This is a genomic window from Streptomyces sp. NBC_01314 (genome assembly GCF_041435215.1).
Lineage (GTDB): Bacteria > Actinomycetota > Actinomycetes > Streptomycetales > Streptomycetaceae > Streptomyces.
Genome location: NZ_CP108394.1, coordinates 8,771,896 through 8,785,813, shown reverse-complemented (window position 1 = coordinate 8,785,813; position 13,918 = coordinate 8,771,896). Strand labels below are relative to the sequence as shown.

The window sequence follows — 13,918 nt, the reverse complement described above, 5'->3', positions numbered from 1 at the left end:
ATACGAAAGGGCGGGACCCCATACACGGGCCCCGCCCTTCACCGTCTCTGCCGGACGTCAGTCCTTGACGTCCTCGGCGTCCTTGTCGTGCTCGTCGTGCTGGACGCCCTGGACGTCGATGACGTCGTCGGTCACGTCGGCGTCGATGTCCTCATCGGTGACATCGTCGTCGGCGTCCTCGTCGGCGTCCTCGTCGGCGTCGCTGTCCTTACTGTCCTCGACGACCTGGTCGTCCGCCGCGGAGGCGCTCTGCGGCGCCTCGTCACCCTCGTGCCTGTTCTCGTCGTCCTCGTCGCCGAGGGCGTCGACGAACTCGACACCGTCCATTTCCGCGAGCCGGTCCGACGCGTCCGTGCTTCCGTCCTTGTCGGCCTCGACGGCCTTGGCGAACCACTCCCGCGCCTCGCCCTCACGCGCGGCCGCGAGCAGCGCGTCGGCGTACGCGTACCGCAGGCGCGCGGTCCACGGCTGTACCGAGTTGGAGGCCAGTTCCGGGCTCTGCAGGGTCACGATGGCCGCGTCGAGCTGGTCCATGTCGCGCCGCGCACCGGCCGCCACGAGCCGCATCTCGACCTGACCTGCCTTGTCCAGCTTGTTCACCTCGGGCGCCCCGGCCATGTCCAGCGCCTTCTCGGGCCGCCCGAGACCACGCTCGCAGTCGGCCATGACGGGCCACAGGTCGACGTTGCCGGTCATTCGCCGGGCCGCCCGGAACTCCGCGAGCGCCTCGCTGTACTTCTGGGTGGCGTACGCGGCGAAGCCGGCGGCCTCCCGCACGGCGGCGACACGCGACGCCAGCCGCAGAGCCACCCTGGAGTAGCCGTACGCACCCTCGGGGTCCTCGTCGATGAGCCGCGCGACCATCACCAGGTTCTTGGCCACATCGTCGGCGAGCGTCTTGGGCAGGCTCTGCAGCTCCTGCCGTACGTCCTTGTCGATCTCCTCGCCGGTGACGTCCTCCGGGATCGGCAGCCGCTTGATCGGCTCACGATCCCGCTCCCGCTCGTCACGGAAATGTCCACCACCGCGCCGGTCGTCGCCGCCCCGCCGATCGTCCCGGTCACGGAAGCCACCACCGGGTCGGCTGCCACGATCGTCCCGACGGGGACCATGGCTCCGATCGTCACGGCCGCGATCGTCCCGCCCACGGAAGCCGCCGCTGCGCTCACCGCCGCGGCTGTCGTCCCGCCGGAAGCCGCTGCTGCGCTCGCCGCCGCGGTTGTCGTCCCGGCGGAAGCCGCCGCGGTCGTCGTCGCGGTTGTCGTCCCGGCGGAAGCCGCCGCGGTCGTCGTCGCGGCGGTGCGCGGGACGGTCGCTCTCACGACGCTCGGGGCGGTCGTCACGGCGGTCATCGCGACGGAAGGCCGGCCGGTCCCCGCTCCCACGGTCGTCGCGCTGGAACGGCGGACGCCCACCACGGTCGTCCCCACGCCTGTCATCGCGGCCGCGATCGTCCCGCCCACGGAAGCCACCGCTGCGCTCGCCGCCACGGCTGTCGTCCCGCCGGAAGCCACCACGGGCGTCACCACCGCGGTTGTCGTCCCGGCGGAAGCCGCTGCTGCGCTCGCCGCCGCGGTTGTCGTCCCGGCGGAAGCCGCCGCGGTCGTCGTCGCGGCGGTGCGCGGGACGGTCGCTCTCACGACGCTCGGGGCGGTCGTCACGGCGGTCATCGCGACGGAAGGCCGGCCGGTCCCCGTTCCCACGGTCGTCGCGCTGGAACGGCGGACGCCCACCACGGTCGTCACGGCGGGGACCCGCACCTGCGGGACGCTCATCACGCCGGAACGCGGGGCGAGGCCCACGATCACCCTCACGACGATCGTCCCGCCCACGGAACCCACCGCCACCACTGCGCTGCTCACCACCACGGTTGTCGTCCCGCCCACGGAAGCCACCGCTGCGCTCGCCGCCACGGCTGTCGTCCCGCCGGAAGCCACCACGGGCGTCACCACCGCGGTTGTCGTCCCGGCGGAAGCCGCTGCTGCGCTCGCCGCCGCGGTTGTCGTCCCGGCGGAAGCCGCCGCGGTCGTCGTCGCGGCGGTGCGCGGGACGGTCGCTCTCACGACGCTCGGGGCGGTCGTCACGGCGGTCATCGCGACGGAAGGCCGGCCGGTCCCCGTTCCCACGGTCGTCGCGCTGGAACGGCGGACGCCCACCACGGTCGTCACGGCGGGGACCCGCACCTGCGGGACGCTCATCACGCCGGAACGCGGGGCGAGGCCCACGATCACCCTCACGACGATCGTCCCGCCCACGGAACCCACCGCCACCACTGCGCTGCTCACCACCACGGTTGTCGTCCCGCCCACGGAAGCCACCGCTGCGCTCGCCGCCACGGCTGTCGTCCCGCCGGAAGCCACCACGGGCGTCACCACCGCGGTTGTCGTCCCGCCGGTCGTTGTCCCGATGCGGTCCACCGCGATAGCCGCCACGGTCACCACTGTCCCGTCGCCGCTGGTCGCGCTCCGGTCGATCGTCGGGAGAGTTGGTGGACATGGTGACTCCTGTCTTCGGTACCGCAAGTCATTCTCGCGCAGCCGGGTACCCGGCGCGCTCCGGAAAAACAAAAAAGGACCCCTGGTCCCAGCTGTACGCTGGTGACCAGGGGTCCTTCAAAGATTGTTCGGCGGCGTCCTACTCTCCCACAGGGTCCCCCCTGCAGTACCATCGGCGCTGTAAGGCTTAGCTTCCGGGTTCGAAATGTAACCGGGCGTTTCCCTCACGCTATGACCACCGAAACCCTATTGGTTTCGAGCGAACAAGCACACTTTTCAGTTGGATGTTCTGCTCTGAGCCGACAACTGTTCGTTGTCTCAGAACTAACACAGTGGACGCGAGCAACTGAGGACAAGCCCTCGGCCTATTAGTACCAGTCAACTCCACCCGTTACCAGGCTTCCATATCTGGCCTATCAACCCAGTCGTCTACTGGGAGCCTTACCCCATCAAGTGGGTGGGAATACTCATCTCGAAGCAGGCTTCCCGCTTAGATGCTTTCAGCGGTTATCCCTCCCGAACGTAGCCAACCAGCCATGCCCTTGGCAGGACAACTGGCACACCAGAGGTTCGTCCGTCCCGGTCCTCTCGTACTAGGGACAGCCCTTCTCAATATTCCTGCGCGCGCAGCGGATAGGGACCGAACTGTCTCACGACGTTCTAAACCCAGCTCGCGTACCGCTTTAATGGGCGAACAGCCCAACCCTTGGGACCGACTCCAGCCCCAGGATGCGACGAGCCGACATCGAGGTGCCAAACCATCCCGTCGATATGGACTCTTGGGGAAGATCAGCCTGTTATCCCCGGGGTACCTTTTATCCGTTGAGCGACGGCGCTTCCACAAGCCACCGCCGGATCACTAGTCCCGACTTTCGTCCCTGCTCGACCCGTCGGTCTCACAGTCAAGCTCCCTTGTGCACTTACACTCAACACCTGATTGCCAACCAGGCTGAGGGAACCTTTGGGCGCCTCCGTTACTCTTTAGGAGGCAACCGCCCCAGTTAAACTACCCATCAGACACTGTCCCTGATCCGGATCACGGACCCAGGTTAGACATCCAGCACGACCAGACTGGTATTTCAACGACGACTCCACCCGAACTGGCGTCCGAGCTTCAAAGTCTCCCAGCTATCCTACACAAGCCGAACCGAACACCAATATCAAACTGTAGTAAAGGTCCCGGGGTCTTTCCGTCCTGCTGCGCGAAACGAGCATCTTTACTCGTAGTGCAATTTCACCGGGCCTATGGTTGAGACAGTCGAGAAGTCGTTACGCCATTCGTGCAGGTCGGAACTTACCCGACAAGGAATTTCGCTACCTTAGGATGGTTATAGTTACCACCGCCGTTTACTGGCGCTTAAGTTCTCAGCTTCGCCACCCCGAAGAGTGACTAACCGGTCCCCTTAACGTTCCAGCACCGGGCAGGCGTCAGTCCGTATACATCGCCTTACGGCTTCGCACGGACCTGTGTTTTTAGTAAACAGTCGCTTCTCGCTGGTCTCTGCGGCCACCCCCAGCTCACCGAGTAAATCGGATCACCAGTGATGGCCCCCCTTCTCCCGAAGTTACGGGGGCATTTTGCCGAGTTCCTTAACCATAGTTCACCCGAACGCCTCGGTATTCTCTACCTGACCACCTGAGTCGGTTTAGGGTACGGGCCGCCATGAAACTCGCTAGAGGCTTTTCTCGACAGCATAGGATCATCCACTTCACCACAATCGGCTCGGCATCAGGTCTCAGACTATTGCCAGGCGGATTTACCTACCTGACGTCCTACACCCTTACCCCGGGACAACCACCGCCCGGGATGGACTACCTTCCTGCGTCACCCCATCACTCACCTACTGCAAGTCTGGTCCGTCGGCTCCACCACTTTCCATTCCCCGAAGGGTCCGGAACGGCTTCACGGACTTAGCATCGCCTGGTTCAATGTTTGACGCTTCACAGCGGGTACCGGAATATCAACCGGTTATCCATCGACTACGCCTGTCGGCCTCGCCTTAGGTCCCGACTTACCCTGGGCAGATCAGCTTGACCCAGGAACCCTTGGTCAATCGGCGCACACGTTTCTCACGTGTGTATCGCTACTCATGCCTGCATTCTCACTCGTGAACCGTCCACAACTCGCTTCCGCGGCTGCTTCACCCGGCACACGACGCTCCCCTACCCATCCCAGCAGGCGTTGGCCCTATATGCTGAAATGACACGACTTCGGCGGTACGCTTGAGCCCCGCTACATTGTCGGCGCGGAATCACTAGACCAGTGAGCTATTACGCACTCTTTCAAGGGTGGCTGCTTCTAAGCCAACCTCCTGGTTGTCTCTGCGACTCCACATCCTTTCCCACTTAGCGTACGCTTAGGGGCCTTAGTCGATGCTCTGGGCTGTTTCCCTCTCGACCATGGAGCTTATCCCCCACAGTCTCACTGCCGCGCTCTCACTTACCGGCATTCGGAGTTTGGCTAAGGTCAGTAACCCGGTAGGGCCCATCGCCTATCCAGTGCTCTACCTCCGGCAAGAAACACACGACGCTGCACCTAAATGCATTTCGGGGAGAACCAGCTATCACGGAGTTTGATTGGCCTTTCACCCCTAACCACAGGTCATCCCCCAGGTTTTCAACCCTGGTGGGTTCGGTCCTCCACGAAGTCTTACCTCCGCTTCAACCTGCCCATGGCTAGATCACTCCGCTTCGGGTCTTGAGCGTGCTACTGAAGCGCCCTGTTCGGACTCGCTTTCGCTACGGCTACCCCACTCGGGTTAACCTCGCAACACACCGCAAACTCGCAGGCTCATTCTTCAAAAGGCACGCAGTCACGACGCACCGAGTAAACTCGATGCGCGACGCTCCCACGGCTTGTAGGCACACGGTTTCAGGTACTATTTCACTCCGCTCCCGCGGTACTTTTCACCATTCCCTCACGGTACTATCCGCTATCGGTCACCAGGGAATATTTAGGCTTAGCGGGTGGTCCCGCCAGATTCACACGGGATTTCTCGGGCCCCGTGCTACTTGGGTGTCTCTCAAACGAGCCGTTAATGTTTCAGCTACGGGGGTCTTACCCTCTACGCCGGACCTTTCGCATGTCCTTCGCCTACATCAACGGTTTCTGACTCGCCGACCAGCCGGCAGACTGATCAAGAGAGATCCCACAACCCCGTATACGCAACCCCTGCCGGGTCTCACACGCATACGGTTTGGCCTCATCCGGTTTCGCTCGCCACTACTCCCGGAATCACGGTTGTTTTCTCTTCCTGCGGGTACTGAGATGTTTCACTTCCCCGCGTTCCCTCCACTTGCCCTATGTGTTCAGGCAAGGGTGACAGCCCATGACGACTGCCGGGTTTCCCCATTCGGACACCCCCGGATCAAAGCCTGGTTGACGACTCCCCGGGGCCTATCGTGGCCTCCCACGTCCTTCATCGGTTCCTGGTGCCAAGGCATCCACCGTGCGCCCTTAAAAACTTGGCCACAGATGCTCGCGTCCACTGTGCAGTTCTCAAACAACGACCAACCACCCATCACCCCCGGTAACCACCGGAGTTCACTGGGGCCGGCACTGAAGGCAGCCATACGGCCATACCCTCAGACACCCAACAGCGTGCCCGACCGGATCCCGTCCGAAGATCATGTTTTCCACGCCCTTGCGAGCAGTACTAACAGTCTCCGACCCGGAAACCAGCCGAATAATCAACGTTCCACCCTTGAGCAACCACCGCAGAACATTCGCCTGCGTCATGGCCCTGGACCACCGGGCAAGCCCGGCAGCCTAGATGCTCCTTAGAAAGGAGGTGATCCAGCCGCACCTTCCGGTACGGCTACCTTGTTACGACTTCGTCCCAATCGCCAGTCCCACCTTCGACAGCTCCCTCCCTTACGGGTTGGGCCACCGGCTTCGGGTGTTACCGACTTTCGTGACGTGACGGGCGGTGTGTACAAGGCCCGGGAACGTATTCACCGCAGCAATGCTGATCTGCGATTACTAGCAACTCCGACTTCATGGGGTCGAGTTGCAGACCCCAATCCGAACTGAGACAGGCTTTTTGAGATTCGCTCCGCCTCACGGCTTCGCAGCTCATTGTACCTGCCATTGTAGCACGTGTGCAGCCCAAGACATAAGGGGCATGATGACTTGACGTCGTCCCCACCTTCCTCCGAGTTGACCCCGGCAGTCTCCTGTGAGTCCCCATCACCCCGAAGGGCATGCTGGCAACACAGAACAAGGGTTGCGCTCGTTGCGGGACTTAACCCAACATCTCACGACACGAGCTGACGACAGCCATGCACCACCTGTCACCCGACCACAAGGGGGGCACCATCTCTGATGCTTTCCGGGCGATGTCAAGCCTTGGTAAGGTTCTTCGCGTTGCGTCGAATTAAGCCACATGCTCCGCTGCTTGTGCGGGCCCCCGTCAATTCCTTTGAGTTTTAGCCTTGCGGCCGTACTCCCCAGGCGGGGAACTTAATGCGTTAGCTGCGGCACCGACGACGTGGAATGTCGCCAACACCTAGTTCCCACCGTTTACGGCGTGGACTACCAGGGTATCTAATCCTGTTCGCTCCCCACGCTTTCGCTCCTCAGCGTCAGTAATGGCCCAGAGATCCGCCTTCGCCACCGGTGTTCCTCCTGATATCTGCGCATTTCACCGCTACACCAGGAATTCCGATCTCCCCTACCACACTCTAGTCTGCCCGTATCGAATGCAGACCCGGGGTTAAGCCCCGGGCTTTCACATCCGACGCGACAGACCGCCTACGAGCTCTTTACGCCCAATAATTCCGGACAACGCTCGCGCCCTACGTATTACCGCGGCTGCTGGCACGTAGTTAGCCGGCGCTTCTTCTGCAGGTACCGTCACTTTCGCTTCTTCCCTGCTGAAAGAGGTTTACAACCCGAAGGCCGTCATCCCTCACGCGGCGTCGCTGCATCAGGCTTTCGCCCATTGTGCAATATTCCCCACTGCTGCCTCCCGTAGGAGTCTGGGCCGTGTCTCAGTCCCAGTGTGGCCGGTCGCCCTCTCAGGCCGGCTACCCGTCGTCGCCTTGGTGAGCCGTTACCTCACCAACAAGCTGATAGGCCGCGGGCTCATCCTTCACCGCCGGAGCTTTCCACACTCATCGGATGCCCGAGAGTGTTGTATCCGGTATTAGACCCCGTTTCCAGGGCTTGTCCCAGAGTGAAGGGCAGATTGCCCACGTGTTACTCACCCGTTCGCCACTAATCCCCACCGAAGCGGTTCATCGTTCGACTTGCATGTGTTAAGCACGCCGCCAGCGTTCGTCCTGAGCCAGGATCAAACTCTCCGTGAATGTTTACCCGTAATCGGGTCGACACCACGAGAGCGGAACAGTCAGGCGGAATAAGCCCGACCGTTCACAACGTCCTCGCTGTGTTTTACTTCAAAGGAACCTCGACCACCGGAAAAGAATCCGGCGGACGGGGTATCAACATATCTGGCGTTGATTTTTGGCACGCTGTTGAGTTCTCAAGGAACGGACGCTTCCTTTGTACTCACCCAAGCTACTCTCGGGCTTTCCTCCGGGCAGTTTCCCTTCGGTCTTGCGTTTCCGACTCTATCAGATCGTTTTCCGATCCGATTCCCTGTCGGGGGGATTTGCCTTTCGGCTGCCTTTTGGCCTCTCGGTTTCCCTTGCGGCCTTTCGACATTCACTACGTTAGCCGATTCCCTCGGCAACTCATAATTGAGTGCTGCGGACTTGAATCAGGGCATGCCTAATTCGCCCCCGCTGAGGGGATGTTGTAGGTAGTGGGTTGGCCGCTCTCGGCTGCTGGCTGATCGCCGTAACCGGTTCAAGCGGCTCGGGCTACGTTACGGATCGCCCAGGAGCGAGTCAAGTTGAGCGCCGACGGGGGACATGGGCCCTGTAGGGGCTGACAGTCGGGTCGCCGGCGGTCCAGAAGCGCCAGGCGTGGACGCCGCCGTCGCCGGAGACGCCGGTGCGGGGACCGTTGAGTACCTGGTCACGACTGACAGGGATGCCCGTCAGGACCGTCAGGGGTGAGACGCCCGAGGCGCAGACGTCCGTGCCGTCGAGGGCTCGGTCCACGTCCAGGGCCGTGGCCAGGCGGGCGGGCCCTTTGGCTAGTTCCTTGTCATTTCGGGCTGAGATTCGACGTTTGCGGACGAGATCGGCGCCTTCGACGATCTCGCCGGCGCGCAGCAGAACCGCGCTCGCCCGGCCCTCCGGACCGCACACCAGGTTCATGCAGTGCCACATGCCGTAGGTGAAGTAGACGTACACGTGTCCGGGCGGACCGAACATCACGCCGTTGCGGGCTGTGCGACCCCGATAGGCGTGGGAGCCGGGGTCGTTCGCACCGTCGTAGGCCTCGACCTCCGTGAGGCGGAGTTCGATCGGCCCGTCCGGGGTGGTGCGGACGAGGACACGTCCCAGGAGATCCGGTGCCACCTCCAGTACGGGGCGGTCGAAGAACTCGCGGGCGAGGGGCGTACGGTCGGGGCTCGCGATCATGGCGTACGAGCGTAGTCCAGACGGTGCGTGCCGACGGGTGGCGTGGGGGCGTCCTCCTTGGAAGGGTTGGGAAGAGGGAGGGCGCGGAACCGGGCGCCGTCGGTTTGCGTTTGTAGGGATCAAGGATCCACGCCACGCAGAGCGATCCACACCAGAAGCACAGAACACAGAACCACACAGATACGCAGGCATTGCCTGACGGGAGGAACAGACATGGGGTTCAAGCGGCTGCTCGCGAGCCTGGGGGCCGGTGGGGCTTCGGTCGAGACGGTGCTGACCGAGGTCAATGTCGTCCCGGGCGGTGTCGTCCAGGGTGAGGTGCGGATCCAGGGCGGCTCCGTGGACCAGCAGATCGAGGCGCTGTCCGTCGGTCTGCAGGCCAGGGTCGAGGTCGAGGGCCAGGACGCGGAGTACAAGCAGGACATGGTGTTCACCAAGCAGCGGCTCGGTGGTGCCTTCGAGCTGAAGGCCAACGCGGTGCACGTGGTGCCGTTCGGGCTGGAGATCCCGTGGGAGACGCCGGTCACCACGATCCAGGGGCAGACGCTGCCGGGCATGAACATCGGTGTGACGACCGAGCTGGAGATCGCGCGTGCGGTCGACTCCGGCGACCTGGACCCGATCAACGTGCACCCGCTGCCGGCGCAGCAGGCCATTCTGGACGCCTTCATCCAGCTGGGCTTCCGCTTCAAGAACGCGGACCTGGAGCGCGGTCACATCCGGGGTACACGGCAGAAGCTGCCGTTCTACCAGGAGATCGAGTTCTACCCGCCGCAGCAGTACCACGGCCTGAACCAGGTCGAGCTGAGCTTCGTCGCCGACGACCGCGAGATGGACGTCGTGCTGGAGATGGACAAGAAGCCGGGGCTGTTCAGCGAGGGCAGCGACTCGTTCCGTTCGTTCCGGGTCGGGCTGCACGACTTCCAGGGCACGGACTGGACCGCGTACCTGAACCAGTGGCTGTCGGAGGTCGGCAGCAAGCGCAGCTGGTTCTAGGCTCTGAGCACACCTACCCCGGATCCATCAGGAGGTATAGAGGTGACCGAGCCGAAGAGGCCGCCCCTCCCCCACGATTTCCACCCGGTCGTGCCGTCCTTCACGGTCGCGAGCGAGGACGTCGAGGCGGGTGCGACGCTGCAGGATGCCCAGGTCCACGCGGGCGGGAACACCTCGCCCCAGCTGAGCTGGGAGGGCTTCCCGCCGGAGACCAGGAGTTTCGCCGTGACCTGCTACGACCCGGACGCCCCCACGGGCAGCGGGTTCTGGCACTGGGTCGTGTTCGACATCCCGGCGTCGGTGACGGAGTTGCCGACTGGTGCGGGCACGGGAAAGTTCGAGGGGCTCCCCGAGGGCGCCGTCCACGTGCGCAACGACTACGGCACGAAGGATTTCGGTGGGGCCGCGCCGCCGCCCGGGGATCCGGCGCACCGGTATGTGTTCACGGTCTACGCCGTGGATCAGGAGAAGCTCGGTCCGGATGCGGATGCTTCGCCCGCCGTGGTCGGATTCAACCTGCGGTTCCACACTCTGGCGCGCGCTCAACTCATCGCTGAGTACGCCGCTGTGGCGGAAAAGTAACGAAGCCGGACGTTCATTGAGCGTTTGCCCGTCTCTGGTCTTGGAAGTGATCAGAGACGGGCATTTTTTTATTGCGTTGTCCATCTCGGCGTGCCCGGCCAGAGTTGATCCAAGCCCGCCGGGGGGTGGGCTGGCACAGGAGGTGGGCTGGAATGCGGGACACGCTGGTACTGAACGCGAGCTTCGAGCCGCTGTCGACGGTGACGCTCAACCGAGCCGTCGTTCTGGTACTGCAGGACAAGGCCATCGTCGAGCAGACCCACCCCGAACTGCGCATGCGCGGCGCCGCGGTCGATATACCGGCGCCCCGGGTGATCAGGCTGTGCAGGTACGTGAGGGTGCCGTTCCGAAGACAAGCGCCGTGGTCGAGGCGAGGTGTCCTGGTACGGGACAGGCACAGGTGCGCGTACTGCGGCAGGCGGGCGACGACCGTCGACCATGTGGTGCCGCGGTCGCGGGGCGGTGGTGACACCTGGCTGAACACGGTCGCGTCGTGCGCCGAGGACAATCACCGCAAGGCCGACCGGACTCCGGAGCAGGCGGGGATGCCGCTGCTGCGGCAGCCGTTCGAGCCGACGCCGGCCGATGCGATGCTGCTGTCTCTGGGGCACGAGGACTACGACGCGTTGCCTGCCTGGCTGTCGCAGGGAGCCGCGTAACGCCGTCGGGACTGCGGCTGTTGGCGGTCTACGGGCGCGTCGTGGCTCGTCGCGCAGTTTCCAGCGCCCCTTGACAGGCAAAAGCAGTGGGGCCCGCCTTCTCTCGAAGGCGGGCCCCACTGTCTTGTCTTCAGTCGATGGCCGGCTTCTCACGGCGTTCGCTGTCGCCGTCGGCGGGCCTGGGGACGGACGGGCCGCCGCCGAAGTTGCCCATGGCTCCGGAAAGGCCCTTGAGGGCGTCGCCGATTTCGCTGGGGACGATCCAGAGCTTGTTGGCGTCGCCCGCGGCGATCTTCGGAAGCATCTGGAGGTACTGGTAGGACAGGAGCTTCTGGTCCGCGTCGCCGGCGTGGATGGCCTCGAAGACCGTACGGACGGCCTGGGCCTCACCCTCGGCACGCAGGGCGGCTGCCTTGGCCTCACCCTCGGCGCGCAGGATCTGGGACTGCTTCTCACCTTCGGCGGTGAGGATGGCCGCCTGGCGCGTACCTTCGGCGGTGAGGATCGCGGCGCGCTTGTCACGGTCGGCGCGCATCTGCTTCTCCATCGAGTCCTGGATGGAGGTGGGCGGCTCGATCGCCTTCAGCTCGACGCGGTTGACGCGGATGCCCCATTTGCCGGTGGCCTCGTCGAGGACGCCGCGCAGGGCCGCGTTGATCTCCTCGCGGGAGGTCAGGGTCCGCTCCAGGTCCATGCCACCGATGATGTTGCGGAGGGTGGTGACGGTGAGCTGCTCGATCGCCTGGATGTAGCTGGCGACCTCGTAGGTCGCGGCGCGGGCGTCGGTCACCTGGTAGTAGATGACCGTGTCGATGTTCACGACCAGGTTGTCCTGGGTGATCACCGGCTGGGGCGGGAACGGCACGACCTGTTCGCGGAGGTCGATGCGGTTGCGGATCGAGTCGATGAACGGGACGACGATGTTGAGGCCCGCGTTGAGTGTGCGCGTGTAGCGGCCGAACCGCTCGACGATGGCCGCGCTGGCCTGTGGAATCACCTGGATGGTCTTGATCAGGGCGATGAAGACCAACACCACCAGAATGATCAGGACGATGATGATCGGTTCCATCGTTGCTCCCCGTGCCCTTCTCTGCCGTGGCGCTTCCTGAAGATCTTATGCCTGTCGGAACCATTGAAGATCTTGCTGGTCGAGTCTGGCAGAACACCGCCCGCCAGGTGGGTCGTTCAGGTCATAGCGTCACCGGCTCGTGACCACATCGTGCGAGGTCACATGACGATCGCCGTGGCTCCCTCGATCTCCACGACGTCCACTTCCCGACCCACCTCGTAGGCCTGACCGCTGTCGAGCGCGCGGGCGGACCAGACCTCGCCGGCCAGCTTGATACGGCCGCCCATGCCGTCGACCCGTTCCAGGACGACTGCCTGTTTGCCCTTCAACGCGTCGATACCGGTCGCGAGTCGGGGCCGCTGGGAGCTGTGCCGGGCCGCGATGGGCCGTACGACGGCGATGAGCGCGACGGAGACGATCGCGAAGACGACGACCTGGAGTACGACACCCCCGCCCAGCCCCGCGGTCACGGCGCCGGCGACCGCGCCCAGGGCGAGCATTCCCAACTCGGGCATCGCGGACACTACGAGGGCGATCCCGAGCCCGGTCGCGCCGATCAGCCACCACACCCATGCGTCGATGCTGTCCACATCGGCCATGGTAGAACCGCGATCGGGCCGCCGAACAGAGCGCATGGTCAAAGATCGCGTACTGAATACGCTCAAGTCGGGTGCGCCTGGGCCCGGTTGCGGTCCAGGGGCGCCCGACCGGCGGAAGATCGGAAGAAGTTGGAGGTCAGGTGAGCGGCAGGCCGTGGGCGGTCCAGCGCTCGCCGAGCTGGTCGACCACCAGCGGGAGACCGAAGCAGAGGGACAGGTTGCGGGAGGTGAGTTCCAGCTCCAGCGGGCCCGCGGCGAGGATCTTGCCCTGACGGATCATCAGGACGTGGGTGAAGCCCGGCGGGATCTCCTCGACGTGATGCGTGACCATGATCATGGAGGGGGCGATCGGGTCGCGGGCGAGGCGGCCGAGACGGCGTACGAGGTCCTCGCGGCCGCCGAGGTCGAGGCCGGCGGCGGGCTCGTCGAGGAGCAGCAGCTCGGGGTCGGTCATCAGGGCGCGGGCGATGAGGGTGCGCTTGCGCTCGCCCTCGGAGAGGGTGCCGAACTTGCGGTCGACGTAGTCGGTCATGCCGAGGCGGTCGAGGAAGGCGCGGGCGCGCAGCTCGTCGATCTCCTCGTAGTCCTCGTTCCAGCTGGCCGTCATGCCGTACGCGGCGGTCAGGACGGTCTGCAGGACGGTCTGGCGCCTGGGGAGCTTCTCCGCCATGGCGATACCGGCCATGCCGATGCGGGGGCGCAGTTCGAAGACGTCGACCTTGCCGAGGGTGTCGCCGAGGATCGTGGCGGTGCCCTTGCTGGGGTAGAGGTAGCTGGACGCGATGTTCAGGAGGGTGGTCTTGCCTGCGCCGTTCGGGCCGAGGATGGCCCAGCGCTCGCCCTCCTTGACCGACCAGGAGACCTGGTCCACCAGAGCCCGGCCCTCGCGGACCACGGATACGTCCTCCAGCTCCAGAACATCGCTCATGAGCGCGCTGTCTCCCCTTGCAGTGTCGGCCTGTCTCGGCTGGCGCGTACGCCTGTGGTCGGAGCCACCGCCGGGTGGGCGCAGCCCTCAGGGAA

At 64.3% G+C, this 13,918-nt stretch carries 9 protein-coding genes and 3 rRNA genes; 4 read left to right on the top strand and 8 right to left on the bottom strand.

Going from position 1 to position 13,918, the window contains the following annotated elements; translation table 11 throughout:
- Window positions 1-57 precede the first annotated feature (57 nt).
- A complete protein-coding gene (locus OG622_RS38650; RefSeq protein WP_371584354.1) occupies window positions 58-981 on the bottom strand; it encodes a hypothetical protein in 924 nt (307 codons plus the stop codon).
- Between the two features lie 33 nt (window positions 982-1,014).
- Between OG622_RS38650 and OG622_RS38645 the strand changes: the two genes are divergently transcribed.
- Window positions 1,015-2,601: a hypothetical protein gene (locus OG622_RS38645; protein WP_371584353.1), complete on the top strand. Its 1,587-nt coding sequence runs from the start codon at window positions 1,015-1,017 to the stop codon at window positions 2,599-2,601.
- A gap of 20 nt (window positions 2,602-2,621) precedes the next feature.
- Here OG622_RS38645 and rrf read toward each other — a convergent pair.
- The 4 genes from rrf to OG622_RS38625 form a co-directional block, all read right to left on the bottom strand.
- A 5S ribosomal RNA gene (gene rrf / locus OG622_RS38640) occupies window positions 2,622-2,738 on the bottom strand.
- Window positions 2,739-2,843: 105 nt separating this feature from the next.
- Window positions 2,844-5,966: ribosomal RNA gene (locus tag OG622_RS38635) — 23S ribosomal RNA — on the bottom strand.
- 313 nt (window positions 5,967-6,279) lie between these two features.
- Window positions 6,280-7,805: ribosomal RNA gene (locus OG622_RS38630) — 16S ribosomal RNA — on the bottom strand.
- The 16S, 23S and 5S rRNA genes sit together here, the layout of an rRNA operon.
- 543 nt (window positions 7,806-8,348) lie before the next feature.
- Window positions 8,349-8,990 carry a DNA-3-methyladenine glycosylase gene (locus OG622_RS38625; protein WP_371581268.1) on the bottom strand — a complete coding sequence of 214 codons (642 nt, stop codon included), beginning with the start codon at window positions 8,988-8,990 and terminating at the stop codon, window positions 8,349-8,351.
- A gap of 213 nt (window positions 8,991-9,203) precedes the next feature.
- Between OG622_RS38625 and OG622_RS38620 the strand changes: the two genes are divergently transcribed.
- The 3 genes from OG622_RS38620 (at window position 9,204) to OG622_RS38610 (ending at window position 11,227) form a co-directional block, all read left to right on the top strand.
- Window positions 9,204-9,986, top strand: a complete 783-nt coding sequence (locus tag OG622_RS38620; protein WP_371581267.1) for a sporulation protein — start codon at window positions 9,204-9,206, stop codon at window positions 9,984-9,986.
- A 42-nt stretch (window positions 9,987-10,028) separates the two neighbouring features.
- A complete protein-coding gene (locus OG622_RS38615; protein ID WP_371581266.1) occupies window positions 10,029-10,568 on the top strand; it encodes a YbhB/YbcL family Raf kinase inhibitor-like protein in 540 nt (179 codons plus the stop codon).
- Between the two features lie 152 nt (window positions 10,569-10,720).
- Entirely contained in the window at window positions 10,721-11,227 is a 507-nt protein-coding gene (locus OG622_RS38610) for an HNH endonuclease (protein ID WP_371581265.1), read from the top strand.
- Window positions 11,228-11,357: 130 nt separating this feature from the next.
- Here OG622_RS38610 and OG622_RS38605 read toward each other — a convergent pair whose 3' ends face one another.
- The 3 genes from OG622_RS38605 to OG622_RS38595 form a co-directional block, all read right to left on the bottom strand.
- Window positions 11,358-12,296 (bottom strand): SPFH domain-containing protein, encoded by a 939-nt coding sequence (locus tag OG622_RS38605; protein ID WP_371581264.1) that lies wholly within the window; start codon window positions 12,294-12,296, stop codon window positions 11,358-11,360.
- 158 nt (window positions 12,297-12,454) lie between these two features.
- The gene (locus OG622_RS38600; protein ID WP_371581263.1) at window positions 12,455-12,886 is read right to left on the bottom strand and encodes an NfeD family protein; all 432 of its coding nucleotides are present in this window, start codon (window positions 12,884-12,886) and stop codon (window positions 12,455-12,457) included.
- A 145-nt stretch (window positions 12,887-13,031) separates the two neighbouring features.
- Window positions 13,032-13,823, bottom strand: a complete 792-nt coding sequence (locus OG622_RS38595; protein ID WP_371581262.1) for an ABC transporter ATP-binding protein — start codon at window positions 13,821-13,823, stop codon at window positions 13,032-13,034.
- Between the last annotated feature and the right edge of the window lie 95 nt (window positions 13,824-13,918).